Here is a 25199-nt window from a genome sequence, read left to right as displayed (position 1 = left end):
GGCGGAGACGTTGTTTTGCAGCACAATACCATTCTTATCCGACAACTTGGCCTGCAACCTTACGAACCCATCTCGCAGGCAATGCATGAATTTACCGACAGCCGTGACGACACGACGCTGGATGAAATCTGGCTGGTAGAACATCACCCGGTCTTCACTCAGGGTCAGGCCGGTAAAGCCGAACACGTGCTGGTACCAGGCGATATCCCGGTCATTCAGAGCGATCGCGGCGGCCAGGTGACCTATCACGGGCCAGGCCAACAGGTGATGTATGTATTGCTGAATCTTAAACGGCGTAAACTCGGCGTGCGTGAATTAGTGACGCTGCTGGAGCAGACCGTGGTCAATACTCTCGCGGAGTATCAGATTGAATCCCACCCACGCGCCGATGCGCCTGGGGTTTACGTTGGTGAACAGAAAATTTGTTCGCTGGGGCTGCGTATTCGTAAAGGCTGTTCTTTCCACGGCCTGGCGCTGAATGTGGCAATGGATTTGACGCCATTCCTGCGCATTAACCCGTGCGGCTATGCCGGTATGGAGATGACGCAAATGCGCCAGTGGCAGCCGCAGGCCACCACGGAAAACGTCGCGCCGCGGCTGGTCGCCAACCTGCTGGCGCTGCTGAATAACCCACCGCATGAGTATGTAGCCGCTTAAGAAGCTTCGCGCTCTGAAATCTCAGAGCGCCTGTAAATTGCGCAAGTCATTATTAATACTTTATATTTGCAATCAATTATCACGTTCCGCAATGCCACGGCCCGCTATAATAGCGCTATACACCCGACAACCGGATACGCTGAGTGGCAGAAAACCATCCCCCATCGGAACTCAATGAACACCCTGAAGATCGGCAGATTTTTCGTATTCTGCGTAATATTGATCTTAATCTGCTGACCATCTTCGAAGCGGTGTACGTGCATAAAGGCATCGTCAACGCGGCGAGGGTGCTAAATATCACCCCTTCGGCCATCAGCCAGTCCATCAATAAATTACGGGCTCTGTTTCCTGACCCGCTCTTTATTCGTAAAGGACAGGGGGTGACGCCGACGGCTTTTGCCACTCACTTGCATCAGTATATTAGTCAGGGGATGGAAGCCTTTCTCAATGCGCTGGATTTGGGCAGCAGCTCGCAGCAACAGCGCGTGCTCACCATCGCTACCACTCCAACCATCGGCGCCCTGGTGATGCCAACGATCGCCAATGCGTTGAAACCGAGGTTTCCTCAGGTATTACTGCACAATATTGCGATTACCGATGCCGCCAGCCAGCTCAACCAGCGGCAGGTTGATTTGCTGATCGACAGCTATAACCATAGCGGGCTGGCCATTGCACACCAGGTACTGTTTTCCGAACCGGTCGTCATGTTCTGCCGGAAAGATCATCCCATTTTGCCTCTTCTGCTGACGCGGGAAAATCTACAGCAGTTTGAGTTTGCGCTGCTGCTGCCGGAAGGACAGCGCTACCCTACCCTGCATCGGCAACTTGATGAATTTATCGGCGAACGCCGCTGCGGTTTTAGCAGCTATAACCTGTTGACCCAGGCGGCGATGATAAATAATAGCGATTTGCTGGGGCTGACGCCTGAGAGCATGTTCGCGCTGGTGGCGAAGATCTGGGATTTACAAGCGATTCCTTTTCCACCGCTGCAGGACCAGCGTATTGATATTTCGCTCCATTACAACCGACAAAGCGCCCAGGAACCGTTACTGAAAGAGATTATCGACACTATTGTGCAAACTTATTCCTGCTAACCGCACGCGAGGGAAAAGGATAAAACAACAACTATTTTACAATTTGCCGGGTAACCAGGCTGCTTTCAACCCCGTATCAATGATATACTGCCTGTCCTTAGTTCAAAAATAGTTGATAAATACAACATTTGATTGAATTAATTCGCTTTCCTTCGTGACTCGCAACTGGAACACGCACGCTATGAGTAAACCCATTGTGATGGAACGCGGTGTTAAGTACCGCGACGCCGATAAAATGGCCCTTATCCCGGTGAAAAACGTGGCAACTGAGCGTGAAGCTCTGCTCAGAAAACCGGAATGGATGAAAATCAAACTTCCGGCTGACTCGTCCCGTATTCAGGGGATCAAGGCAGCGATGCGTAAGAATGGCCTGCACTCCGTGTGCGAAGAAGCCTCTTGCCCGAACCTTGCCGAGTGCTTCAACCACGGTACCGCGACCTTTATGATCCTCGGCGCTATCTGTACTCGCCGTTGTCCGTTCTGCGATGTTGCCCACGGTCGTCCGGTGACGCCTGATGCCAATGAGCCGCAAAAACTGGCGCAAACCATCGCCGACATGGGTCTGCGCTACGTGGTGGTGACTTCCGTTGACCGCGACGATCTTCGTGACGGCGGCGCGCAGCATTTCGCCGACTGTATCAGCGCTATCCGCGAAAAGAGCCCGAACATCAAGATTGAAACGCTGGTGCCGGATTTCCGCGGTCGTATGGATCGCGCGCTGGATATCCTGAAAGTGACGCCGCCGGATGTGTTTAACCACAACCTGGAAAACGTACCGCGCCTGTATCGCCAGGTACGTCCGGGCGCAGATTACAACTGGTCGCTGAAGCTGCTTGAGCGCTTTAAAGAAGCGCATCCGGAAATCCCGACCAAATCGGGTCTGATGGTGGGTCTTGGCGAGACCAATGAAGAGATCATCGAAGTAATGCGCGATCTGCGCCGTCATGGCGTCACTATGCTGACGCTGGGTCAGTACCTGCAGCCGAGCCGTCACCACCTGCCGGTGCAGCGCTACGTCAGCCCGGAAGAGTTTGAAGAGATGAAAGCTGAAGCCATGGCGATGGGCTTTACCCATGCCGCCTGCGGCCCGTTCGTCCGCTCTTCCTATCATGCCGATCTGCAGGCAAAAGGTATGGAAGTAAAATAACCTCTGCCTTTCTTTGGCCGCCGTTCGCGGCGGCCAGATTTACCTGCTAACGCCCCTTTCTATCGTCACACCTGGTTGCAACTTTTTCGCATCCCAAACAACGACCATAAAAAAGGCGACAACGAATACGCTGCCGCCTCTTTGCCGCCAGAGCTTCACACCCGGCCGCGACGCGCCCCCGCTTATCGGGAGCCCGTGATTAATTACTCTTTATGAGAGAGTTTCTGTGCCGGCGCTTCTTCCTCAGCGCTGGTCTTTTTGGCACTGTCATCGTCATCATTCATGGCTTTCTTGAAGCCTTTGATAGCCGAACCCAGGTCTCCACCCAGCGTGCGTAATTTTTTGGTACCAAACACTAAAATAATCAGCGCTGCGACTACCAGCAGTTTGGTAATACTAATCTCACCCATAGCTAACCTTCTTCTCTATACAAGCTCAAGCTGCGAATACGCCATCATACACATATACGCATACAATTAACGGCTATTTGACGCGCCGACACAATAGCAATCTGTAACAAGGTGAATCAAGCCTTGTTTAAAAAAACGTCACAATAATTGCGGTGGCGCAAATCTGCGATTACGCAGCACCGGCAAACTCTCGCGCACCTGATGAATATAATCTGCGGATATCTCAGCAAAAATCAGCTGCGGCTGGGCTGCGGCGCCAGCAATGGTGGTACCGAGCGGATCGATAATCCGGCTCTGGCCGATATTACGCGTTCCACACTCGCCTGCCGCAATAATGTAGCAGGTAGTATCCAGCGCCCTTGCCGCCAGCAGCGTCGCCCAGTGATGTTCTTTCAATGGCCCACGCACCCAGGCTGTCGGAAGCACCAACACATCAGCCCCCTTTAACGCTAACGATAGCGCTAATTCGGGAAAGCGTAAATCGTAGCAGGTCATTAAGCCGATTCGCATCCCATTTACCTCTATTAACGGCGGGATTTGCTCGCCGGCATCCACCAGCCGTGACTCCTGCATATTAAACGCATCGTACAAATGGAGTTTCTGGTATTGTGCGCAAATCGCCCCTCGGCATATCGCCACCAGCGTATTGCTCGCGCGCCCTTCAGCAGAAGGCACGTGTAGCGTTAATATCGTGGTTAAGTCATTCCGCCGGCTTTCCGCCAGTAACTGCTGCATAAAGCCGCCATCCAGCGCCTGCGCGGATTTTACCGACATATCCGGGTCGTTATCGGCTCGCGCCAGTAGCGCCTCGGGCAAGACCAGTAACGAAGCGCCGCATTCTGCCGCCTGATGCATCAGCTCAACGCAGGTCTGCGCATTTTTTTGCCACTGCGCCGTGACGGCGAATTGTCCCGCAGCTACCCGCATCTCTTTCTCCCACTTGCGAATCCATAGCCAAAAACGCGTTTATCGCGCTACACTCAACCCTCTCTCTAACGTATTAGCAGGAAATGACCGTGTTACAACTCCTTTTAGCCGTTTTTGTTGGCGGCGGAACCGGCAGCGTGTTGCGCTGGTGGCTGGGCATGAAATTTAACCCCATGCATCATGCGATTCCCATTGGCACGCTAGTCGCTAACCTGCTGGGCGCCTTTATTATCGGTGCCGGGCTGGCGTGGTTTAATCGTCTGACGCATGTCGATCCTATGTGGAAGTTGCTCATCACTACCGGTTTCTGCGGCGGCCTGACGACCTTCTCCACCTTTTCCGCAGAAGTCGTCTTCCTGCTCCAGCAGGGGCGTTTCAGCTGGGCGTTGCTAAACGTTCTCGTCAACCTGCTTGGTTCTTTCACCATGACCGCGACGGCATTCTGGCTATTTTCACAGTCAGCCGCCCGTTAACGACAGGCAAAAAAAAACCCGCTATAAGCGGGTTTTTATATTCTACTGACGTGTTGGTTAGATAGCCATTACGTTTGCAGCAGAAGGGCCTTTGGCACCGTTAGTGATTTCGAACTCTACGCGCTGACCTTCAGCCAGAGTTTTGAAACCGTTGGACTGGATTGCAGAGAAGTGTACGAATACATCTTTGCTGCCATCTTCCGGAGTAATGAAACCGAATCCTTTGGACTCATTAAACCACTTAACGTTACCTTTAATCTTAGACATCAAAATTACCTTTAAATTAAAAAACGACACTAATGCTGTGTCGGATACCAGTACATCAATTGTGATGCCTTTTGTCCAGCGTAACTTTCTTAAAAAGTGATAAAAGTCTCTATCTTTATAGCCGACAGTTACGTTAGTCATTGTTTTTCAACAAGACAAAGAACTTATCACTTTTGTCACTACGTTATAACGATTAAAACTGAATGCGCGCCCAGGCAAAATAAACGTTGCCGTTGTTATAAGTGCCGGGGATGTAGGTCATCTGGAACGTCGCCGGGCCGTAGCCAATCGAGGCCAGCGGCAGCACTACCGGGATCGGGATATAGTTCCAGTTATCGCGCGCCGTTACGCCAAGGGTGTAACCAAGGCCAAGGTGGAAGTTGTCATCGGCCAGCGGACGCCAGGTTTTTTCCCAGCCATAGCCGCCAATCGGCTCCCACTTATTAAAGGAATCTTTAAACGCCATCAGATACAGGCCGTGCCAGTTTCCTTTATCGTCCCAACGCGACACGCCGAATCCCGCGCCCCACGGGCGTTCGTTGTACTTATCGGTTTTCTCTTTGTCATAGGCAAAACGCGCGTGCCAGGTGATCGCCGGAACGTACAGATCGTAGTGCTCAGGCTCGTTCCAGGTTTGCGAGACATTGTCCGTCAGCGTATTGTAGCCATCGCGGAGCGTTGACGAGAACGAGGCGTTAGCATAACCGGACGACAGCAGCAGGCCGGACAGCGTAAGAATAAACAATGTAAATTGACGTAGTTTCAACACTTCTCTATTACCGATTTCAATTTTAAAAACGAAGTAAAGTAACAAATGTAATCTTAATAGACTGTTAACGGAATAAGGCAAAATCCTGAATTGCGCCATGGCAAAAACCGCATCCTGGGAGACGACTTTTGTGATGTTAGCCGCGCCGCAGGTTCCGATTAGTCAATTCTCAGTAGTTTATTGATTTGGGTCAGCAAGTTCTGTCCGTTTTTTGGGCACATTCCCTCACTTAATTTTTGTAGTGCTTTAGATATCAGCAGATTCTTTGGGTTAATGGCTTAGGGGTAAAGTATGCTTACGCTTGTTGAGATCCTAATCGGGGTCGTGGTTATTGTGGGCGTCGCCCGCTACATTATAAAAGGCTATTCCGCGACAGGGGTGCTGTTTGTCGGCGGTTTAGTCTTACTTATCGCCAGCGCCATCATGGGGCATAAGGTTCTCCCGGCCAGCGCCGCCAGTACGGGTTACACCGCGACCGACATCTTCGAGTATATTAAAATACTGCTCATGAGCCGCGGCGGCGACCTCGGCATGATGATTATGATGCTCTGCGGCTTCGCCACCTATATGACGCATATCGGCGCCAACGATATGGTGGTTAAACTGGCCTCTAAACCGCTGCGATATATTAACTCACCTTATCTGTTGATGATTGCCGCCTACTTCCTCGCCTGTCTGATGTCGCTGGCGGTCTCCTCAGCGACCGGCCTGGGTGTGCTGCTGATGGCGACGCTGTTCCCGGTAATGGTCAACGTCGGCATCAGCCGCGGCGCCGCGGCGGCGATTTGCGCCTCCCCTGCCGCGTTGATCCTGTCTCCGACCTCCGGTGACGTAGTACTGGCGGCCAAAGCTGCCGAAATGCCGCTAATCGATTTCGCGTTCAAAACCACCTTGCCTATCTCGATTGCCGCTATCGTCTGTATGGCCATCGCTCACTTCTTCTGGCAGCGCTACCTCGATAAAAAAGAGAACGCCTCGCACGAAATGCTCGACGTCAACGAGATAACCACCACCGCGCCGGCGCTGTACGCTATTCTACCTTTCACGCCGATTATCGGGGTGCTGATTTTCGACGGCAAATGGGGTCCTGAATTACACATCATCACTATTCTGGTGCTCTGTATGGTGCTGGCTTCGGTACTGGAATTCCTGCGCAGTTTTGACACTAAAAAGGTCTTCGCCGGGCTGGAAGCCGCCTATCGCGGTATGGCTGACGCCTTCGCCAGCGTCGTCATGCTGTTGGTCGCGGCGGGCGTATTTGCCCAGGGTCTGAGCACTATCGGTTTTATCGACGGACTTATCTCCATAGCCACCTCGTTCGGTTCCGCCAGTATCATTCTGATGCTGGTGCTGGTGATTCTGACCATGCTGGCGGCGATGACCACCGGCTCCGGCAACGCGCCATTTTATGCCTTCGTAGAGATGATCCCGAAGCTTGCCCACTCTTCCGGCATCAATCCGGCTTACCTGTCGATCCCTATGTTGCAGGCGTCGAATTTGGGACGCACTATTTCACCGGTTTCCGGCGTGGTGGTGGCGGTGGCGGGAATGGCGAAGATTTCGCCATTTGAAGTCGTTAAGCGCACCTCGGTCCCCGTTATCGTCGGCCTGTTGGTGGTGATCGTCGCCACCGAGATTCTGGTCCCCGGCGCCGCGGTTCAATAAACTACAAACCACAGTGAAAAGGCGCCAGCAGGCGCCTTTTTTATGCTTTAATAAATCCCAGCAATTAATCATCTCCCACTATCAGGAATAAAAATGTTCAGGAAGGATGTCGTCGCCATTGCCCTTTTACTCGGCGCAACGCAGGTTGGCGCAGAGCCGCTTACCGCGACGAAATACGGTGATTTCGATCGTTACGTGCTGGCACTGTCCTGGCAAACCGGTTTTTGTCAGAGCATGCTGGATAGTAACCGTAATGAGCCCGAGGAGTGCCGGCTACAGCAGGACGAACGCAACAAAGCCGATTTTCTGACGGTACACGGCCTATGGCCGGGCCTGCCGAAGTCGATCGCCTCACGCGGCGTCGACGAGCGCCGCTGGATGCGCTACGGCTGCGCGACGCGCCCGATCCCCAATATGCCGGAAGTCAAAGCCGGGCGTAAATGCCAGGCCGCGGAAACCGGGCTGTCGCTGGAAATGGCTAATAAGCTGAATAGCGTGATGCCGGGTTCTGGCGGGAACTCTTGTCTGGAACGTTATGAGTATGCCAAGCATGGCGTCTGTTTCGGCTTCGATCCGGATAGCTACTTCGGTACGATGGTGCGCCTGAATGGCGAAGTGAAGCAAAGCGCAATCGGTGATTTTCTGGCAAAACACTACGGACAAACCGTTAGCCGTAGCGATTTTGATGCCGCCGTCGCCAAAGCGTATGGCGCGCAAAACGTCAAAGCCTTTAAATTAACCTGCGACGGCAACCCGGCTTATTTAACGGAAATGCAAATTTCCATCAAGGCTGGCGCTATTAATGCCCCGTTGGGCGCAGATTCGTTCCTGCCGCAGCCGCATCCGGGCAACTGCGCTAAGCAGTTTGTTCTGGACAAAGTCGGTTCTTGATAACAGGGCGATGCGCCCACTTCATCTGCTTTTGCTCACGATGCGCTGAATGTGCGCTTAATCACTTCAAACATCAGGCAAGTCTCAGTATGATGAAGGGACATTAACCCTTGCCCCTTTCGGCGAGGGTTTTCTTTTACGGAAAAGGTTCCTGGATAACATGGAGTATGCAATGACCAGACCCGCAATCATTATTAACGAATTCGATGCTGAACGTATCGACAGACTGCTTGAGCAACCGGCTTACGCTAATTCGCCGGTCGCCGATGCCCTGAACGACGAACTGGATCGTGCGCAAATGCTCGCGCCGGAAGCAATGCCGCACGACGTCGTGAGCATGAACAGCAAAGTCCGCTTTCGCGATTTAACCAGCGGCGAAGAACGCGTGCGGACTCTGGTCTTCCCGGCTCAGGCGACCGATAGCGCCACTCAGCTTTCGGTTCTGGCGCCGGTTGGCGCAGCGCTGCTTGGGCTGAAAGTCGGCACCTCCATTCACTGGGAGTTGCCTGGCGGCGCATCGGCGCATCTGGAAGTGCTGGAGCTGCTATACCAGCCGGAAGCCGCAGGCGAATTCCACCGCTAAGTTCCCCGCTGCCTGAGGCGTTTGACGCTTTATTCAGAGGATGCTTCGCCATCCTCTTTCTGTTTTCCCTTCCTGTCTGACAAAGTTTTACCTCATCTCGTGACGGCGTATACAGTTTTGCGACCTGAATGCCACAATATCCTTGTATAATATGTTGATATAGAAACAGACAAACAAGGAGAAATGCATATGTATAAAACTATCATTATGCCGGTTGATGTCTTTGAAATGGAGCTGAGCGACAAGGCTGTCCGCCATGCAGAGTTTCTTGCCCAACAGGACGGCATTATTCATTTACTTCACGTCTTACCCGGCTCATCCAGCTTCACCATGAGCCGTTTTACCGCCGATCTACGCCGCTTTGAAGAGCATTTGCAGCATGAAGCGGAAACCCGCTTGCAGACCATGGTCGGCCACTTCAGCATCGACCCTTCACGCATCAAAAGCCATGTACGTTTCGGCAATGTACGCGACATGGTTAATGAACTGGCCAATGAAATAAAAGCTGACGTGGTAGTAATTGGTTCCCGCAATCCGTCGATCAGCACCCATTTGCTGGGTTCAAACGCCTCAAGCGTCATCCGTCATGCGCATATTCCGGTGATGGTCGTGAGATAACGAAACGGTGAAATAAGCAAAAAAAAAGAGGCGACCCTATGGTCGCCTCTTTGCTGTATGCAGGTATTGTCTTACGACTTTTTATGTTTATGCGCTTTTGGTGCGAATCAGATAATCGAATGAGCTCAGAGAAGCTTTCGCGCCTTCGCCAGTGGCGATAATAATTTGCTTGTACGGTACGGTGGTGCAGTCACCGGCCGCAAACACGCCCTTCACGTTGGTTTCACATTTGGCATCGATGATGATTTCACCCATGCGGTTACGCTCAACCGTACCTTCCAGCCAGTTGGTATTCGGCAACAGGCCGATCTGGACAAAAATACCGGCTAACGCGACATGATGCTCATCGCCGCTGACGCGATCGCGATACTGCAGCCCCGTCACCTTGCTACCGTCGCCAACCACTTCGGTAGTCTGGGCGTTGAGAATAATATCGACATTTTTCAGGCTGCGTACTTTATCCTGCAGCACCTGGTCGGCTTTCATTTCTGGTGCGAATTCCAGTAGCGTCACGTGCTCAACGACGCCCGCCAGATCAATCGCCGCTTCAACGCCGGAGTTACCGCCGCCAATCACCGCCACGCGTTTACCTTTAAACAGCGGGCCGTCGCAGTGCGGGCAGTAGGTTACGCCTTTAGTCCGGTATTGGTCTTCACCCGGTACGTTCATGTTACGCCATTTGGCGCCGGTCGCGATGATCACGCTGCGCGCTTTCAGCACCGCGCCGGAGGCGGTTTCAATCTGATGCAGGCCGCCTTCGACGGCTGCCGGGATCAGTTTTGCCGCGCTTTGTGAATCAATCACATCAACATCATACTCACTGACGTGCGCTTTCAGCGCCCCCGCCAACTTCTGACCTTCGGTTTTCGGTACGGAAATATAGTTTTCGATATCTACGGTATCCAGTACCTGACCGCCGAAGCGTTCGCCCATCAGGCCGGTACGAATGCCTTTACGCGCGGAGTATACCGCCGCCGCGGCGCCAGACGGGCCGGAACCCACAATCAGAACGTCATAAGCATCGCGTTTGTTAAGCTCTTCCGCCGCACGTTTTTCCGCGCCGGTATCCACTTTGGCAACGATTTCAGTCAGCGTCATACGACCTTGACCAAATTCCTGACCATTCACAAACACCGCCGGTACGCCCATCACGTTGCGATCGGTGATTTCATTCTGGAAGGTCCCGCCATCAATCGCCGTGTGTTTGATACGCGGGTTAAGCACCGCCATCAGGTTCAGCGCCTGCACCACGTCCGGGCAGTTGTGGCAAGAGAGCGAGTAGTAGGTCTCAAACTCAAAATCACCGTCAAGATTGCGGATCTGTTCCAGCAGCGACTGGGCTTCTTTCGACGGATGGCCGCCGGTCCACAGCAGCGCCAGCACTAATGAGGTGAATTCATGTCCCAGTGGAGAACCAGCAAAACGCGGGCCCTGGTTGGAACCTGGGTTAGTAATCAGGAACGATGGCTTACGTACCGCCAACGTATTGTCTTCTTTAAAGGTAACTTTGTCTGACAGTTCAGCGATTTCAGCCAACAGTTCCTTGATCTCTGCCGATTTAGCGCTGTCATCCAGCGTGGCAATCAGCTCAACAGGTTTGGTCAGCTTCTCAAGATAGGCCTTGAGCTGGGTTTTCATGTTGGTGTCGAGCATTTTTATCTCCTGGGCTTAAAACATCATCATGCAAGCGGCCTTTATCAGGCAGCCTGAATGCGCTTGCATCATGGTGTTGGAATAAAACGGGCGCGGGTACGCCCGTTGATTAGCGGGAATAAAACGAATTAGATCTTACCAACCAGATCTAAAGAAGGAGCCAGCGTCGCTTCACCTTCTTTCCACTTAGCCGGGCACACTTCGCCTGGGTGGGAAGCAACGTACTGAGCGGCTTTGATTTTACGCAGCAGGTCAGACGCATCACGGCCGATACCTTCAGCGGTAACTTCGATTGCCTGGATGATGCCCTGCGGGTCAACAACGAAGGTCGCGCGGTCAGCCAGACCTTCATCTTCACGCATGTTGTCGAAGTTACGGGTCAGGGCGCCAGTCGGGTCGCCGATCATCGCGTATTTGATTTTAGCGATGGTGTCAGAGCTGCTGTGCCACGCTTTGTGGGTGAAGTGGGTGTCGGTAGATACAGAGTACACGTCTACGCCCAGTTTCTGCAGTTCTTCGTAATGGTCAGCCACGTCGCCCAGTTCTGTCGGGCAAACGAAAGTGAAGTCAGCCGGGTAGAAGAAGAAGACGCTCCAGCGGCCTTCAGTATCTTTTTCGGTAACTTCGATGAATTCACCGTTTTTGAATGCCTGGTTTTTGAAAGGTTTGATTTTGGTATTAATTAAAGACATCGATACTTCCTCCGTGTTTTTGTTGAGGTCTAAGTTAACGAATTTTTCCTGACTCGACCAATGCGTTTGCATTATCAAATCAATAAGCGTTATCTAACAACCGCCACAAGACAACTTTGTGAACCTGCCGTCGCGATCGCGGTTTTTACCCGTGTTTCGCCTCATTTCGCTAAAAGTAAAAAGGCCGCCCTCTCAGGCGGCCCCGTTACCTGAAATACCCGCAGGTAGCTTCAGCGCCAGAATGGCTGGCAATATGTTGCGCTCTACACCTTAATGTAACAGCATGAAGGATTACATCATTCGCCGAACTAAAGGGCAACCAAACGCCCGGCAGGTCTTATCTATGACTGCGATAGGTTTCACCACCACTTCGCATTAGTTTCTGATTTAAAAGGAATACTCATGTTAAAACGACTGCTTTTCCTGAGCCTGTTGCCGTTGTGCAGCTATGCCGAAGACCTCCCTGCCCCCATAAAAGCGATAGAAAAACAGGGTATTACTATCATTAAGCCCTTTGAAGCTCCCGGTGGCGTCAAAGGCTGGCTCGGAAAATATCAGGATATGGGTGTTGCTATCTATCTCACCCCCGACGGTAAACACGCCATTTCCGGCTATATGTACGACGAAAAAGGCAACAATCTGAGCGAACAGCTTTTCCAGAAAGAGCTCTATACCCCGGCAGGACAGGCGATGTGGAAAAAACTCGAATCCGCTGATTGGCTACTGGAAGGCAAAAAAGAGGCGCCCATCGTCCTTTATGTGTTTGCCGACCCTTTCTGCCCTTACTGTAAACAGTTCTGGCAACAGGCGCGACCGTGGGTTGAATCCGGTAAGGTGCAGCTGCGCACCTTATTGGTCGGCGTGATTAAACCAGAGAGCCCGGCCACCGCGGCAGCCATTCTGGCCAGCAAAGACCCGGCGCAAACCTGGCATGATTACGAACAGTCCAACGGCAAAATGAAGCTAAACGTACCGGCAGATATCCCTGCAGCGTTGATGAGGACACTGAATGTCAACCAGCAGCTGATGGATGACCTCGGCGCTAATGCCACCCCGGCTATTTACTATATGAATAAAGACAACATGCTGCAGCAGGTAGTGGGGTTACCTGATAAAGAGAAACTGCAGGTGATGATGGGTGAAAAACAGCAGTAAAAAATAACGTATTTCCGCCAGAGTCTTAAGGACAAAAAAGGATCTGGCGGAAAGCGATTGGTTGGTATACATTTAGTAGGGATTAATTGTAGATTTAGCTATAATAATGATAATTCATGGCATCGCTCCAAATTTATAACGGGAAGAAATAGTAATCCGTTCGCCTCGATGCAACATAAACAGGACGTTAAGCATGGCCAACCTTTATGACTTAAAAAAATTCGATCTAAACCTGTTGGTTATCTTCGAGTGTATTTATCAACATCTTAGTATCAGTAAAGCCGCAGAAACGCTGTTTATTACCCCTTCTGCGGTTAGTCAGTCGCTGCAGCGGTTACGCAATCAATTAAACGATCCGCTATTTGTCCGTTCGGGCAAGGGGATAACGCCAACGATCGTTGGGGTGAATTTACATCATCACCTGGAACAGAACCTCAATCAATTAGAAAAAACAATTAATATTGCCAATCATTCTGAATTAAGTAAAAGATTTGTTATTTATAGCCCACAATTGTTTGTTGCCCCTGGTACAATGGATTTGATCAATGATTTATATCAGGATCCAAACCTCCAAATTGAACACCGCGATCTTCTTTTATCTTCGGAGAGCGCTGATGATTTGATGGCCTATCGAAAAGCGGATCTGGTTTATAGTCTAACGCCAATCTCAAATCATAGTGTCGTATGCCAACCATTTCAGGAAATTGAGGTGGTTCTGATTTGCCGTAAGGATCACCCAAGAAAGGCGTTACTTAATACACAGGAAGCGATTGAGAAGGAAGGATTCACTTATTATATTTCTAATGATCCAGGTGTGAAATTATTTCAAAATCAAAATGAAAATATATTTACCAATCGTAGAATTGCGTTCCAAAGCAACTCGTTGATAGCTATTTTAACCATGATTCATCAAAGTGATTTTATCGGTTATATGGCCAGACACGTACTGGAGTACTTTAAAGGTTCATTTGATTTTCATGAAATCATTCAGCCACACCCCGTACCGCCCATCAAGACATATATGATTTACAATCGTTCATCACTTAACAATCCTAAATTTGCTGCTTTTATCAGCAGACATAAAAACACCGATTAATTAAACCCACAATATATTCACATAACAAATATATTGTGGACCTCCATTTATGAACCAGGTGAAACATTACTAATATATATTAACCTTACCATTAATGTGTTCTACACTATCCGTGAAATCGTACCTATCACATTAAAGGATTAATGGTAATGTCATTAATAAAAATTCCATTACCCGAGTCCGTTCTTCAAGCAAGCCAGCAGCGGATACAGTGGGTATTAGAAAATTTTTCACGCATCTGCATCTCTTTCTCCGGCGGAAAAGACTCCACCACTATGCTGCACCTGGCGGCGCTTTGCGCCCGGCAAATGGGCAAGAAATTCAGCGTGCTGTTTATTGATTGGGAAGCGCAATTTTCCTGCACCATTCAGCATTGCGAAAATATTCGCACCGAATACCAGGATGTTATTGAAAAATTTTATTGGGTGGCCCTGCCGCTCACCACGCAAAACTCACTGACGCAGTTTTCGCCGGAGTGGCAATGCTGGGAACCTGGCGTCAACTGGGTACGCCAGCCGCCCGCTGACGCTATTACCGATCCCGGCTATTTTCCGTTTTATAGATGCGGAATGAGCTTTGAAGAGTTCGTTCGTGATTTCGCCGACTGGTTTTCGCAAAACCGCCCGGCGGCAATGATGGTGGGTATCCGGGCAGATGAATCGCTTAATCGTTTTATGACCATCTCATCGCAGCGCAAGCTGCGCTTTGCCGATGACAAGCCATGGACAACATCGGCGCCGGGCGGTCATACCTGGTACATCTACCCGATCTATGACTGGAAAACCGCCGATATCTGGACGTGGTTTAGCAAAAGCGGCCATACCTATAACCCCCTTTACGATCTGATGTATCAGGCCGGGGTGCCGCTACGCTATATGCGCATCTGTGAACCTTTTGGCCCGGAGCAGCGCCAGGGACTCTGGCTGTATCACGTGCTGGAACCCGAGCGCTGGGCAGCCATCTGCCAGCGCGTAAACGGCGTGCACAGCGGCGGTATTTATGCCGGATATGACAACAAATTCTATGGCCACCGTAAGCTCGATAAACCCGGGCACCACAGCTGGAAGAGTTATGCCCTGTTTCTGCTGGATAGCATGCCGCGGCCAACCGCCGAGCATTATCGTAATAAAATCGCGGTTTATCTGCACTGGTATCAAAAGCAGGGAATGGACGATATCCCCGATAGCCAGGAGAGCGACATCGGCACCCGGGATATCCCTTCATGGCGACGCGTCTGCAAAGTGTTATTAAACAATGATTACTGGTGTCGCCAGCTTTCATTTAGCCCAACTAAGGCCACCCGCTATAAAAACTACTGCGAGCGCATAAGTAAAAAACGCCAACAATGGGGACTGTTATGCAACAACGACTAATAACCCAGATAGAAGAGTATCTGGCCGCGCTGCCGGAAGAGGAAAAAATCGACGCGCTGAACCGCTTTCGCCAGGCTCTGCACCGCCATAGCCCTTTTCGCAACCAGCCGGTTGACTGCGTGCTATGGGTTAAAGAGGAAGAAGTGGTTCCCAATGACTACAACCCTAACAATCTTGCACCGCCGGAAAAGCGACTGTTGTTAACTTCGCTGGAGGCCAACGGCTTTACGCAACCTATCGTGGTGCAGCATCAGCAGCCAAAGCGTTATACCATCATTGACGGTTTTCACCGCCACGAACTGGTTAGCAGCAAAGTGTCATTAAAAAAGCGGCTCAAGGGATATTTACCGGTAACCTGTTTGACGGAGAATAGCCACCCGCGCGATGCCCTGATGGCCGCCACTATTCGTCACAATCGGGCCCGCGGACGCCATCAGATTCACGCGATGTCGGAAATTGTCCGCGAGCTGGCCAATCTCGGTTGGAGCAACGCAAAAATCAGTAAAGAGTTGGGGATGGATGCCGATGAAGTGTTGCGCCTGAAGCAAATTAACGGTCTGGCCGAGATGTTCGGCGACCGTCAATTTTCCCAGGCGTGGACGGTGAAATAGCTACAGCCGACGCAGACGGTCTGCCGCCGCCAGCAGGGTTTCCGGCTGCTTAGCGAAGCACAGGCGAATCAACTTATGCGGGAACGGATCGGCACAGAATACCGACAGCGGGATCGCCGCCACGCCGACGTCCGTGGTCAGCCAGCGACAGAAGCTGACGTCATCAAGGTCAGAAATGGCGCTATAGTCCGCCAGCAGAAAGTAGGTGCCTTCACACGGCAGGATCTCCAGCCGGCTGTCGCGTAGCGCATCAATAAACAGATCCCGGCGCTGCTGATAAAACGCAGGCAGCTCGCGGTAGTGCTCCGGCTGCGCGCGCAGCATATCCGCCAGCGCCAGCTGAGCCGGCGTATTAACGGCAAAGGTTAAATACTGGTGCACTTTACGCAGCTCGGCGCTGATGGCGGCAGGCGCCACGCAATAACCCACTTTCCAGCCGGTCATATGAAAGGTTTTACCGAAAGAAGAGACCGCTACCGCCCGTTCACGCAACTGCGGATGAGCCAGCACGCTGGCGTGCCCCTGCTCTGCAAAACAGATATGCTCATACACTTCGTCGCTGATAACGTAAATTTCCCGCCCGGCGATCGCCTGCCACAGCGCGGCAAAATCTTCCCGCTGCCAGACGGTGGCTGATGGATTATGCGGCGTATTAAGAATGACCAAACGGGTGCGGTCGCTTAACGTGGCGGCAAACTGCTGCCAGTCAACGCGGAAATGCGGCGGCTGCAGAGCAATACGTTTCAGCACGCCGCCGGAAAGTTCTACCGCCGGCGCGTAGCTGTCATAGCTCGGATCAAAGCAGATCGCCTCATCGCCCGCCCTCACCAGCGCAGTAATCGCCGCATACAGCGCTTCAGTCGCGCCGGCGGTCACGGTCACTTCGCTATTAGCATCCGGGCGATAGCCATAAAGTTCAGCGGTTTTATCGGCAATGGCTTCGCGCAGCGCCGGTACGCCGGTCATCGGAGCATACTGGTTGGCTCCCTGGGCGACATGCCACGCCAGGCGTTCCTGTAAATAGCGCGGGCCGTCAAAATCCGGGAAACCTTGTGATAGATTGATGGCCTGATGCTGCTGCGCCAGCGCGCTCATCTGGGTAAAAATGGTGGTGCCTAATGCAGGGAGTTTACTTTCAGGAATCAGTGGCTTATTGCTCATTATCTTCGTTCCGATTGTAATGCTGTTGTTGAAGCCACTATAACACGATGTTAATATTTGGCAATCAAGACGCTTAGACGTCTAAATGCTAACGTTATTTCGCTTGCCGCAGGCAGGCGGCAAACCGACGCCACCGGCAGCACGGCGCACTATCCACTCTGGAGATACCATGATCCGCGCTATCGTGACCGATATTGAAGGCACCACCAGCGACATTCGCTTCGTCCATAACGTCTTATTCCCCTACGCCCGCGAGCGGCTGGCCGCATTTGTCACCGCGCAGCAGTATGTCGAGCCGGTCAGTACCATTCTCGACAATCTGCGTACGGAAATCGCCGCCCCCGAAGCCAGCACCGCAGCGCTTATCGAGACGCTATTCCGCTTCATGGATGAGGATCGTAAATCGACGGCGCTGAAAGCGCTGCAGGGCATTATCTGGCGCGAAGGCTATCTGAACGGTGATTTTACCGGCCATCTTTACCCCGATGTTCTGCCGTCGCTGGAGAAATGGAAGGCAATGGGCATTGATTTATATGTATATTCCTCAGGCTCGGTTGCCGCGCAGAAATTGTTATTTGGCTACAGCGACGAAGGTGATATTACTCATCTCTTTAGCGGCTATTTCGATACCCTGGTCGGCGCTAAACGCGAAGTTCAATCCTATCGCACCATCGCTGAGCAACTGGGGCATAGCCCGGCGCGCATTCTGTTCCTCTCTGATATTCATCAGGAACTGGACGCCGCTGAAGAAGCGGGTTTCCGCACTCTGCAGCTGGTACGCGGCGACCGCGATCCGGCCTGCCATCATCCACAGGTTCAGCGTTTTGACGACATCGACCCGGAGCAACTTCCCTCATGAGCGCATTAACTATTTTTTCCGTTAACGATGCCAGCCATCCACGCTGGCACAGCAGCAACGCCGATGAGATCCAACAGCAATTGCGCGCGAAAGGGGTGCGCTTCGAGCGCTGGCAGGCCGATCGCAACCTTGGCCCGGCGCCAAGCGCTGAAACCGTTATTGCGGCCTATCAGCACGCGATTGATAAACTGGTGGCTGAAAAGGGCTATCAGAGCTGGGACGTCATTAGCCTGCGAGCGGATAATCCGCAGAAAGAGGCGCTGCGGGCAAAATTCCTCAATGAGCATACCCATGGCGAAGATGAAGTGCGCTTCTTTGTCGAAGGCGCCGGGCTGTTTTGCCTGCATATCGGCGATGAAGTCTTTCAGGTGCTGTGCGAAAAGAACGATCTGATCTCCGTCCCGGCAAATACCCCACACTGGTTCGATATGGGTTCGGAGCCGAATTTCACCGCCATTCGTATTTTTGACAATCCGGAAGGCTGGATAGCGCAGTTCACCGGCGATGCTATCGCCGATGCCTACCCGCGCTTACCCTAACCTTTATGCATAGCGGCGGCGCAGCAGCTCGCATTCGAAGAGAAATTCGAGCCCTTCCAGCTGACGCCGCGCCTCGCTAACATCCCTGCCCCAACAGGTTAAACCGTGGCCGCGGATCAAAAATCCATAACGTAAAGGATGGCTACGGGCATACGCTTCAATCCGCGCCGCCAGCGCCTCAATATCCTGATCGTTATCAAAAATCGCCACCGGTACGCTATCGAGATGGCTATGCTGCCCGCTCAGCGTTTTTTGCATTTCATAGCCCTGCAGCTGCAGGGTATCGCTGGTTTCAAGACGTGAGAGCACCGTGGCGTGCACGGTATGCACGTGCAGCACGACGTTCGCTTGCGGAAACAGACGATAAACCAGCGTATGCAACCCGGTCTCCGCCGACGGTTTACGTCCCGATGGCGCGCGATTGCTGGCGATGTCCACCTGCAAAAAATCGTCGCGGGTCAGGCTGCCCTTATCGCGCCCCGATTCGCTTAACCAACACCAGCGCGCATCCTCGCGTACTGACATATTGCCGCCGGTTGCCGGCGCCCACCCTTTCGCGCCAATCCAGTGACAGGTGGTCACCAGTTGTGCGAGTCGCTCTTGCCACATAATCGTTCCTTATCGATGTTAACCGTTACGCCAGCGGCGCAAATATGCCGTCCGCCACCTGCTGTGGCGTGACCACGCCGCTATCCAGCACCCAACCACTGATTAACGACGCTGGCGTCACATCAAAGGCAGGGTTGTAAACCGGCGCGTTTTCTGGCGCCCACTGTACGGCGCCAAAGCTGCCTTTTACGCCGGTCACCTCTTGCGCCGCACGCTGTTCAATCGGGATCGCCGCGCCGTTCGGGCAGTGGCGATCGAGAGTGGTTTGCGGCGCCGCCACGTAGAAAGGAATGCGATGATAGTGAGCCAGCACCGCCAGCGAATAGGTCCCAATTTTATTCGCCACGTCGCCGTTGGCGGCGATACGATCCGCACCGACCCATACCGCATCAACCTGCCCCTGCGCCATCAGGCTGGCGGCCATGGAGTCGGTAATAAGCTGATACGGCACGCCCAGCTCCCCCAGTTCCCAGGCGGTCAGGCGGCCGCCCTGCAGCAGCGGCCGCGTCTCATCGACCCAGACGTTAGCCACCTTGCCCTGTTCATGGGCCAAAGCGATAACCCCCAGCGCGGTGCCAACCCCCGCCGTCGCCAGACCACCGGTATTACAGTGGGTCAATAAACGGCTACCCGGCGTGACCAGCGCATTGCCAGCTTCGGCAATGCTGGCGCACAGCTGTATATCTTCGGCAATCAGACGCAGCGCTTCAGACTCCAGCGCCTGCGGATAATCTTCCTGCGCCAGAGCCTGCTTCATACGATCGAGATTATTCATCAGATTGACCGCCGTCGGCCGCGCCGCGCGCAGGGTTTCCAGCGCCTGAGCGAGCTCGTCGCGGGATAAACCGCGCTGCGCCAACAGCGCCAGCAACAGGCTGGCGGAGAGACCAATCAACGGCGCGCCGCGCACCCGCAAAGCATGAATATGGTCCACCAGCAGCGCAACGTTATCCGCCGCCAGCCAGCGTTTTTCCTGCGGCAATGCCTGTTGATCGAGAATAAAAAGCTGATTTTCGCTTACCCGCAGGCTGGTGGTCTGTAGTGTCTGCATATCGTTAAATCCCTGTTGCGTTGTTGTATCACATTGTGTCAGGATGAAATCCAGATGTATAGACGTCTGAACGGCTTAATTCAGCACTTTTGAGGATCGAGGCAATGTCGCAATACCATACCTTCACGGCCAGCGATGCGGTGGCTTACGCACAACAATTTGGCGGGCTCGACGATCCGTCTGAGCTGGTGTCGGCGCAGGAGGTAGGCGACGGCAACCTCAATCTGGTGTTCAAAATTTTCGATGCTCAGGGCGTGAGCCGAATTATTGTTAAGCAGGCGCTGCCCTACGTGCGCTGCGTCGGCGAATCCTGGCCGCTGACACTGGACCGCGCGCGCCTCGAAGCGCAGACCCTGGTCGCCCACTATCAGCACAGCCCGCAGCATACGGTACAGATTCTTCATTTCGACCCCGCTCTGGCGGTGATGGTAATGGAAGACCTTTCCGACCACCGTATCTGGCGCGGCGAGCTTATCGGCAACGTCTACTATCCGCAGGCAGCAAGCCAGTTGGGCGAATATCTGGCGCAGACGCTGTTCCACACCAGCGATTTCTATCTCCATCCGCATGAGAAAAAAACGCAGGTGGCGCAATTTATTAATCCGGAAATGTGCGAGATCACCGAGGATCTGTTTTTTAACGATCCGTATCAGATCCACGAGCGCAATAACTACCCGGCGGAGCTGGAAGAAGATGTTGCCGCCCTGCGTGAGGACGCTCAGCTTAAACTGGCTGTCGCGGCGCTGAAGCACCGCTTTTTCTCACAGGCCGAAGCCCTGCTGCACGGCGATATTCATAGCGGCTCCATCTTCGTCGCTGAAAATAGCCTTAAAGCCATCGATGCCGAATTTGGCTATTTCGGCCCAATCGGTTTTGACGTCGGCACCGCCATTGGCAACTTGCTGCTTAACTACTGCGGTTTGCCCGGTCATCTCGGCATTCGCGATGCCGCCGCCGCGCGCGAACAGCGGCTCAACGATATTCAGACCTTGTGGCACACCTTCAGCGAGCGTTTCCAGGCGTTAGCGACGGAGAAAACCCGCGATACCGCGCTGGCCTGCCCCGGTTACGCCTCAGTATTCCTCAAAAAGGTTTGGTGCGATGCTATTGGATTCTGCGGAACCGAACTGATACGCCGCAGCGTCGGGCTTTCACACGTCGCCGATATCGATTCTATTCAGGACACGGCCATGCGCCACGAATGCCTGCGCCACGCAATTACGCTCGGCAAAGCGCTGATCGTCATCGCCGAGCGTATCGATAGCGTGGACGAACTTATCGCCCGCGTGCGTCAGTACAGCTAAACGCGTGATTATTTATGTTGGGCTTCCAGGGTGGCAAACCACGGGGCAATAAAATCTTCGGTCTGCCCCCAGCCTGGGATTATTTTCCCCAGCGACGCCACGTTGACCGCCCCAGGCTGTGCCGCCAGCAGCGCCTGCGGGATCGCCGCCGCTTTGAAATCGTAGGTAGCCGGGGTGCTTTCTCCGGCAATCTTATTGGCAATCAAGCGCACGTTGGTGGCGCCGATGAGTTTCGGGTCGACCGCCACGCTAACCTTCCACGAACTACCGGCTTCCCGCATCAGCTGTAAATCCTGATTGGAAATATCGATGCTGTAGAGTTTGATTTCGCTGCGTCCGTTTTCTTTCAGCGCCTTATAGGCCCCCTGGCTAAAGGCATCCCAGGTGCCCCAGATGGCGTCGATTTTCCCTTTCGGATACTTGGCCAGAATCGCGCCGACTTTGTTAGCGGTGTCACCCTGCACGTCGGATGAAACGGCGCCGATAGACTCCAGCTCTTTAATCCCCGGATTTTGTTTAAGCAGCGTCTGGTAGGCCGCCTGCCGGCGTTCCATTGGCGGGAAGCCTGCCACCCACAGCTTGATAATGTTGGCCTTGCCGTTGAAATCTTTCACCAGTTGGCCAAAAGAGAGCTCGGTCAACGAGGCGTCATCCTGCTGGCTAACCGTCACGCCGGGGATGGATCCCTGCACCGCGGTATCGAACACCGCGACTTTGATCCCGGCATCGACCGCCTTTTTCACCAGCGCGGTCGAGTACGGGTCGCGCCCCTGGGAAAGAATAATACCGTCATATTTCTGGCTAATGGCCTGATTGACGAAGTCCTGGAATTTGGCGTCATCACCGTTGCTCAGGAAGGCGCTGACTTTAAAACCGAGCTTTTTACCTTCCTGAATCGCCCCGGCGACAAACTGGGTAGTGTTATCGTCAGAACCGAGATTGCGAATCACCGCGATGCGGATCGGGCCGTTATGCTCAGCGATCGCCGCCGGAACCGGCGTCGGGGTCTGCGCCAGCGCTGCCATCGACTGCAGCAGGCCCAGCGCTATAAGAGAAAGTGCTATCTTTTTCATTTTGTTTACCCTGTAAAGTGTTAGGTCCGGCGCTGAAAATAGGTCAGTGCCAGCGCGCCAGCCAGCACCAGCCCTTTAATAATGTCCATCGCGTAATAGGGCACCGACAGCATCACCAGGCCATTGGAAAGCACGCCGAGGATCACCGCACCCACCAATGTACCCAGCGCATTCGGCTTGCCGGAGCCCGCCAGCGAAAAGCCGATCCACGCCGCCGCGACCGCATCCATCAGGTAACCGCCCCCGGCGTTCACCTGGGAAGAACCAATCCTAGATGCCAGCAGAATGCCGCCCAGCCCGGCCAACAGCGAGGCAATCACGTAGGCCGCCACTTTATAGCGCGTGATCCGCAGGCCGGAGAGTCGCGCCGCCTCCGGGTTGCCGCCGATGGCGTACATCCTCCGCCCGTGAGTGGTGAACGACAGCGCCAGCTGCGCGATTAGCGTTACCACCAGCATGATAATGACGATGGTCGGTACCTGCCCCAGCGCGCCAAACGCCGCCGGGATCGTACCTTCGGCCATCTCGCCGCTCGGCAGCACCATATTTTCGGTGATCGAGCCGCCGTAGCTGTAGGTCATCGCCACGCCCTGAATCACAAACAGGCTGGCAAGCGTGGCGAGCATGTCAGGAATGCGCAGCACCACGATCAGAAACGCGTTGAATAGCCCAACCAGCGTACAGAGCGCGAGGGTGATCAGAATGGCTTCAGTGGTGTTCAGGCCGTGCCAGACAAACAACGAAATCACTAACGCATTCGCCAGCGACGCCGTCGACCCCACCGACAGATCAAAGCCGCCGATGGTAAGAGAAATCGATACCCCAATGGCAATCACCGTCACGATAGCGATGGAGCGCAGAATGTTGATGATGTTAAACGGGTCAAGAAAGTTATCCGAGGCCAAACCAAAGACGCCAACCAGCAGCACCACGGTCAGCAACATGCCCCATTTATAGAGAAAATCGAAAAACCGCTGACGGCCCGATACCGTCGCGTTAACTGCCAGAGCCTTGCTCACGCTGCCGCTCCTCCGGTGGAGTAATAAAGAATCGTCTCCTCCCGCGCCTCGGCGCCGGGAATTTCCGCCACAATGCGCCCATCCCACAGCACGCAGATGCGATCGCACAGGCCTACCAGCTCGGAAAATTCGCCGGAGGCGTAAATCACGCCCCGGCCTTCCCGCGCCAGGCCATCAATCAACTGAAACAGATCGGTTTTCGCTTTCACGTCCACCCCTTTCGTCGGCTCGTCGAAAATCAGCACGTTTGCACCGCCGCGCAGCCATTTGCCGATGGCCACTTTTTGCTGATTACCGCCGGAGAGGCGGCGCAGCGTCTGCCCCGGCCCGGTGGCGCGCACGCCGATACGGGCAATAACCTCCTGCGCCCACCGCCACGCCTGCCGATGGCCGAACAGGCTCCAGCGCGAAAAGCTGTTATCGGCGCTGACCGCCAGATTCATGGCGATCGCCTCATCGATGAATATCCCCTCTTTGCGCCGCTCTTCCGGCACCAGCGCCAGCCCCTGGAGGACGGAATCGCCCGGATCGCGCGGCCGCCACGGCTGGCCGTTAAGTTCGCCGTAGCGCACCCGGCTTTTACTGGCGCCGAATAAGGCTTTGCAAAGTTCAGTTTTCCCCGCGCCCGCTAAGCCGGCGATACCGAGAATTTCGCCCTTATGCAGACGTAGCGAGATATCCTGCAACAGCGCTTCGTCATGCAAACCGTCAACCTGCAGCAGCACCTCTTCGCCATGCGGCGGACGCGCAGGCGGAAAAATATCGCTCAACTCGTGGCCGAGCATTTTTTCGACGATCTGCTCGCCGCTGAGCTGCGCCATCGGGCCGCTTTCGATTAAACGGCCATCGCGCAGTACCGTCAGGGTGTCGCAAATCGCTTTTAGTTCATGAATACGATGCGAAATAAAGACCACGCCGATCCCCTGATGCTGCAGACGACGAACCACCGCAAATAAGCGTTCGCTTTCGTGCTGATCCAACGGCGCGGTGGGTTCATCAAGAATCAAAAAACGGCAATGGTGCGACAGTGCGCGAGCCAGCAGAATTTGCTGTTTTTCGGCAAGGGTACAGCTATCGATTGAACGTCGAACATCCAGCGCAATATCAAGCTGCGCCAGCGCTTCGCGCGCCTGCTGACGCACATGCGACCAGCGAAAAACCGCACCCGGCTCAGCCAGCCTGTCCAGCATGATGTTTTCGGCAATGCTCAGCCCCGGAACCAGCGCAACATCCACCTCCTGCTGTACCAGATGGATGCCCAGTTGCTTTGCATCGCGCGGCGAACGAATGCTAACCGGCTGGTTATTGATCGCGACTTCGCCTTCGTAATCGGCGTGCGTCCCGCACAACACCGCCATCAGCGTCGATTTGCCAGCGCCGTTGGCGCCGGTCAGCGCATGCACCGTTCCGCCCTTAAGGGTAAAATTCACCTTGCTCAGCGCCTGAAAGCCGGAAAAGGCCAGGCTAATGTTATGCATCTCAAGGCGATTCACGCTCATCACC

At 53.6% G+C, this 25199-nt stretch carries 27 protein-coding genes; 15 read left to right on the top strand and 12 right to left on the bottom strand.

The window, feature by feature from the left end; translation table 11 throughout:
* Positions 1-15 precede the first annotated feature (15 nt).
* From lipB to lipA, 3 genes are all read left to right on the top strand, one after another.
* On the top strand, positions 16-657 hold the full coding sequence (gene lipB / locus PGQ95_RS04745; protein WP_087860243.1) for a lipoyl(octanoyl) transferase LipB: 642 nt from the start codon (positions 16-18) through the stop codon (positions 655-657).
* A 143-nt stretch (positions 658-800) separates the two neighbouring features.
* Positions 801-1751, top strand: coding sequence for a YbeF family transcriptional regulator (locus PGQ95_RS04740; RefSeq protein ID WP_430917135.1), 951 nt, complete (start codon positions 801-803; stop codon positions 1749-1751).
* Between the two features lie 181 nt (positions 1752-1932).
* Positions 1933-2898 (top strand): lipoyl synthase, encoded by a 966-nt coding sequence (gene lipA / locus PGQ95_RS04735; protein ID WP_015367739.1) that lies wholly within the window; start codon positions 1933-1935, stop codon positions 2896-2898.
* A gap of 203 nt (positions 2899-3101) precedes the next feature.
* On the opposite strand, the gene tatE is transcribed toward lipA, so the two are convergent.
* The gene (gene tatE, locus PGQ95_RS04730; RefSeq protein WP_045381457.1) at positions 3102-3308 is read right to left on the bottom strand and encodes a twin-arginine translocase subunit TatE; all 207 of its coding nucleotides are present in this window, start codon (positions 3306-3308) and stop codon (positions 3102-3104) included.
* Between the two features lie 138 nt (positions 3309-3446).
* Positions 3447-4235 (bottom strand): deaminated glutathione amidase, encoded by a 789-nt coding sequence (locus PGQ95_RS04725; RefSeq protein ID WP_087860245.1) that lies wholly within the window; start codon positions 4233-4235, stop codon positions 3447-3449.
* A gap of 89 nt (positions 4236-4324) precedes the next feature.
* Here PGQ95_RS04725 and crcB point away from each other — a divergent pair, with 89 nt between their 5' ends.
* Entirely contained in the window at positions 4325-4708 is a 384-nt protein-coding gene (gene crcB / locus PGQ95_RS04720; protein WP_087860424.1) for a fluoride efflux transporter CrcB, read from the top strand.
* Positions 4709-4765: 57 nt separating this feature from the next.
* Here the strand turns inward: crcB and cspE are convergent, their stop codons facing one another.
* Both cspE and pagP read right to left on the bottom strand, forming a co-directional pair.
* The gene (cspE, locus tag PGQ95_RS04715; RefSeq protein WP_012542460.1) at positions 4766-4975 is read right to left on the bottom strand and encodes a transcription antiterminator/RNA stability regulator CspE; all 210 of its coding nucleotides are present in this window, start codon (positions 4973-4975) and stop codon (positions 4766-4768) included.
* A 193-nt stretch (positions 4976-5168) separates the two neighbouring features.
* Positions 5169-5744: a lipid IV(A) palmitoyltransferase PagP gene (gene pagP, locus PGQ95_RS04710; protein ID WP_430917132.1), complete on the bottom strand. Its 576-nt coding sequence runs from the start codon at positions 5742-5744 to the stop codon at positions 5169-5171.
* A 291-nt stretch (positions 5745-6035) separates the two neighbouring features.
* Between pagP and dcuC the strand changes: the two genes are divergently transcribed.
* The 4 genes from dcuC (at position 6036) to uspG (ending at position 9501) form a co-directional block, all read left to right on the top strand.
* Positions 6036-7409, top strand: coding sequence for an anaerobic C4-dicarboxylate transporter DcuC (gene dcuC / locus PGQ95_RS04705; RefSeq protein WP_087860246.1), 1374 nt, complete (start codon positions 6036-6038; stop codon positions 7407-7409).
* A 93-nt stretch (positions 7410-7502) separates the two neighbouring features.
* On the top strand, positions 7503-8300 hold the full coding sequence (gene rna, locus PGQ95_RS04700; protein WP_430917130.1) for a ribonuclease I: 798 nt from the start codon (positions 7503-7505) through the stop codon (positions 8298-8300).
* A 172-nt stretch (positions 8301-8472) separates the two neighbouring features.
* The gene (gene rnk / locus PGQ95_RS04695; protein WP_015367745.1) at positions 8473-8883 is read left to right on the top strand and encodes a nucleoside diphosphate kinase regulator; all 411 of its coding nucleotides are present in this window, start codon (positions 8473-8475) and stop codon (positions 8881-8883) included.
* A gap of 189 nt (positions 8884-9072) precedes the next feature.
* Positions 9073-9501 carry a universal stress protein UspG gene (gene uspG / locus PGQ95_RS04690; RefSeq protein ID WP_015367746.1) on the top strand — a complete coding sequence of 143 codons (429 nt, stop codon included), beginning with the start codon at positions 9073-9075 and terminating at the stop codon, positions 9499-9501.
* Positions 9502-9588: 87 nt separating this feature from the next.
* Here the strand turns inward: uspG and ahpF are convergent, their stop codons facing one another.
* Positions 9589-11154, bottom strand: coding sequence for an alkyl hydroperoxide reductase subunit F (gene ahpF / locus PGQ95_RS04685; protein WP_015367747.1), 1566 nt, complete (start codon positions 11152-11154; stop codon positions 9589-9591).
* A 128-nt stretch (positions 11155-11282) separates the two neighbouring features.
* On the bottom strand, positions 11283-11846 hold the full coding sequence (ahpC, locus tag PGQ95_RS04680; RefSeq protein ID WP_004859485.1) for an alkyl hydroperoxide reductase subunit C: 564 nt from the start codon (positions 11844-11846) through the stop codon (positions 11283-11285).
* 402 nt (positions 11847-12248) lie between these two features.
* On the opposite strand from ahpC, the gene dsbG reads away from it, so the two are divergent.
* The 4 genes from dsbG to PGQ95_RS04660 all read left to right on the top strand — a co-directional run bounded on the left by dsbG (position 12249) and on the right by PGQ95_RS04660 (position 16081).
* On the top strand, positions 12249-13001 hold the full coding sequence (gene dsbG, locus PGQ95_RS04675; protein WP_430917127.1) for a thiol:disulfide interchange protein DsbG: 753 nt from the start codon (positions 12249-12251) through the stop codon (positions 12999-13001).
* A 193-nt stretch (positions 13002-13194) separates the two neighbouring features.
* Complete coding sequence (citR, locus tag PGQ95_RS04670; protein ID WP_087860249.1) at positions 13195-14097, top strand: DNA-binding transcriptional repressor CitR; 903 nt, start codon at positions 13195-13197, stop codon at positions 14095-14097.
* A 149-nt stretch (positions 14098-14246) separates the two neighbouring features.
* Complete coding sequence (locus tag PGQ95_RS04665; RefSeq protein ID WP_411325850.1) at positions 14247-15470, top strand: phosphoadenosine phosphosulfate reductase; 1224 nt, start codon at positions 14247-14249, stop codon at positions 15468-15470.
* A complete protein-coding gene (locus tag PGQ95_RS04660; protein WP_087860251.1) occupies positions 15455-16081 on the top strand; it encodes an IbrB-like domain-containing protein in 627 nt (208 codons plus the stop codon). The genes PGQ95_RS04665 and PGQ95_RS04660 overlap by 16 nt, the downstream gene beginning before the upstream one ends.
* On the opposite strand, the gene PGQ95_RS04655 is transcribed toward PGQ95_RS04660, so the two are convergent.
* Positions 16082-17227 carry a pyridoxal phosphate-dependent aminotransferase gene (locus tag PGQ95_RS04655; protein ID WP_183269012.1) on the bottom strand — a complete coding sequence of 382 codons (1146 nt, stop codon included), beginning with the start codon at positions 17225-17227 and terminating at the stop codon, positions 16082-16084.
* Between the two features lie 184 nt (positions 17228-17411).
* On the opposite strand from PGQ95_RS04655, the gene mtnC reads away from it, so the two are divergent.
* Entirely contained in the window at positions 17412-18101 is a 690-nt protein-coding gene (gene mtnC / locus PGQ95_RS04650; RefSeq protein ID WP_430917267.1) for an acireductone synthase, read from the top strand.
* On the top strand, positions 18098-18640 hold the full coding sequence (locus PGQ95_RS04645; protein WP_113373842.1) for a 1,2-dihydroxy-3-keto-5-methylthiopentene dioxygenase: 543 nt from the start codon (positions 18098-18100) through the stop codon (positions 18638-18640). The genes mtnC and PGQ95_RS04645 overlap by 4 nt, the downstream gene beginning before the upstream one ends.
* 3 nt (positions 18641-18643) lie before the next feature.
* Here the strand turns inward: PGQ95_RS04645 and PGQ95_RS04640 are convergent, their stop codons facing one another.
* Positions 18644-19249: a methylthioribulose 1-phosphate dehydratase gene (locus tag PGQ95_RS04640; protein ID WP_087860255.1), complete on the bottom strand. Its 606-nt coding sequence runs from the start codon at positions 19247-19249 to the stop codon at positions 18644-18646.
* Between the two features lie 25 nt (positions 19250-19274).
* A complete protein-coding gene (gene mtnA, locus PGQ95_RS04635) occupies positions 19275-20300 on the bottom strand; it encodes an S-methyl-5-thioribose-1-phosphate isomerase (protein ID WP_430917124.1) in 1026 nt (341 codons plus the stop codon).
* 104 nt (positions 20301-20404) lie between these two features.
* Here mtnA and mtnK point away from each other — a divergent pair, with 104 nt between their 5' ends.
* Positions 20405-21604, top strand: coding sequence for an S-methyl-5-thioribose kinase (gene mtnK, locus PGQ95_RS04630; protein WP_430917122.1), 1200 nt, complete (start codon positions 20405-20407; stop codon positions 21602-21604).
* Between the two features lie 8 nt (positions 21605-21612).
* On the opposite strand, the gene PGQ95_RS04625 is transcribed toward mtnK, so the two are convergent.
* From PGQ95_RS04625 to PGQ95_RS04615, 3 genes are read right to left on the bottom strand one after another with little or no spacing between them, the layout of a single operon-like run.
* Positions 21613-22677 carry a sugar ABC transporter substrate-binding protein gene (locus tag PGQ95_RS04625; RefSeq protein WP_087860258.1) on the bottom strand — a complete coding sequence of 355 codons (1065 nt, stop codon included), beginning with the start codon at positions 22675-22677 and terminating at the stop codon, positions 21613-21615.
* Positions 22678-22697: 20 nt separating this feature from the next.
* On the bottom strand, positions 22698-23696 hold the full coding sequence (locus PGQ95_RS04620) for an ABC transporter permease (RefSeq protein WP_032714059.1): 999 nt from the start codon (positions 23694-23696) through the stop codon (positions 22698-22700).
* Complete coding sequence (locus PGQ95_RS04615; protein WP_430917120.1) at positions 23693-25195, bottom strand: sugar ABC transporter ATP-binding protein; 1503 nt, start codon at positions 25193-25195, stop codon at positions 23693-23695. The genes PGQ95_RS04620 and PGQ95_RS04615 overlap by 4 nt, the downstream gene beginning before the upstream one ends.
* Between the last annotated feature and the right edge of the window lie 4 nt (positions 25196-25199).

The sequence above is a fragment of the Klebsiella sp. 141240 genome, assembly GCF_050600805.1.
In the GTDB taxonomy this organism is placed as follows: Bacteria; Pseudomonadota; Gammaproteobacteria; order Enterobacterales; family Enterobacteriaceae; genus Klebsiella; species Klebsiella aerogenes.
The sequence above is the reverse complement of the archived record's forward strand: the minus strand, read 5'-3'. Positions and strand labels throughout refer to the sequence as shown.

Bases quoted from the DNA above. Each gene is read 5' to 3' on its own strand.
- mtnA (WP_430917124.1), bottom strand. From the start codon at position 20,300: ATGCAGACACTACAGACCACCAGCCTGCGGGTAAGCGAAAATCAGCTT.
- PGQ95_RS04645 (WP_113373842.1), top strand. From the start codon at position 18,098: ATGAGCGCATTAACTATTTTTTCCGTTAACGATGCCAGCCATCCACGC.
- rnk (WP_015367745.1), top strand. From the start codon at position 8,473: ATGACCAGACCCGCAATCATTATTAACGAATTCGATGCTGAACGTATC.
- PGQ95_RS04640 (WP_087860255.1), bottom strand. From the start codon at position 19,249: ATGTGGCAAGAGCGACTCGCACAACTGGTGACCACCTGTCACTGGATT.
- tatE (WP_045381457.1), bottom strand. From the start codon at position 3,308: ATGGGTGAGATTAGTATTACCAAACTGCTGGTAGTCGCAGCGCTGATT.
- dcuC (WP_087860246.1), top strand. From the start codon at position 6,036: ATGCTTACGCTTGTTGAGATCCTAATCGGGGTCGTGGTTATTGTGGGC.
- citR (WP_087860249.1), top strand. From the start codon at position 13,195: ATGGCCAACCTTTATGACTTAAAAAAATTCGATCTAAACCTGTTGGTT.
- lipA (WP_015367739.1), top strand. From the start codon at position 1,933: ATGAGTAAACCCATTGTGATGGAACGCGGTGTTAAGTACCGCGACGCC.
- mtnC (WP_430917267.1), top strand. From the start codon at position 17,412: ATGATCCGCGCTATCGTGACCGATATTGAAGGCACCACCAGCGACATT.
- ahpF (WP_015367747.1), bottom strand. From the start codon at position 11,154: ATGCTCGACACCAACATGAAAACCCAGCTCAAGGCCTATCTTGAGAAG.
- PGQ95_RS04665 (WP_411325850.1), top strand. From the start codon at position 14,247: ATGTCATTAATAAAAATTCCATTACCCGAGTCCGTTCTTCAAGCAAGC.
- uspG (WP_015367746.1), top strand. From the start codon at position 9,073: ATGTATAAAACTATCATTATGCCGGTTGATGTCTTTGAAATGGAGCTG.
- PGQ95_RS04725 (WP_087860245.1), bottom strand. From the start codon at position 4,235: ATGCGGGTAGCTGCGGGACAATTCGCCGTCACGGCGCAGTGGCAAAAA.
- rna (WP_430917130.1), top strand. From the start codon at position 7,503: ATGTTCAGGAAGGATGTCGTCGCCATTGCCCTTTTACTCGGCGCAACG.
- PGQ95_RS04625 (WP_087860258.1), bottom strand. From the start codon at position 22,677: ATGAAAAAGATAGCACTTTCTCTTATAGCGCTGGGCCTGCTGCAGTCG.
- PGQ95_RS04615 (WP_430917120.1), bottom strand. From the start codon at position 25,195: ATGAGCGTGAATCGCCTTGAGATGCATAACATTAGCCTGGCCTTTTCC.
- cspE (WP_012542460.1), bottom strand. From the start codon at position 4,975: ATGTCTAAGATTAAAGGTAACGTTAAGTGGTTTAATGAGTCCAAAGGA.
- dsbG (WP_430917127.1), top strand. From the start codon at position 12,249: ATGTTAAAACGACTGCTTTTCCTGAGCCTGTTGCCGTTGTGCAGCTAT.
- ahpC (WP_004859485.1), bottom strand. From the start codon at position 11,846: ATGTCTTTAATTAATACCAAAATCAAACCTTTCAAAAACCAGGCATTC.
- PGQ95_RS04660 (WP_087860251.1), top strand. From the start codon at position 15,455: ATGCAACAACGACTAATAACCCAGATAGAAGAGTATCTGGCCGCGCTG.
- mtnK (WP_430917122.1), top strand. From the start codon at position 20,405: ATGTCGCAATACCATACCTTCACGGCCAGCGATGCGGTGGCTTACGCA.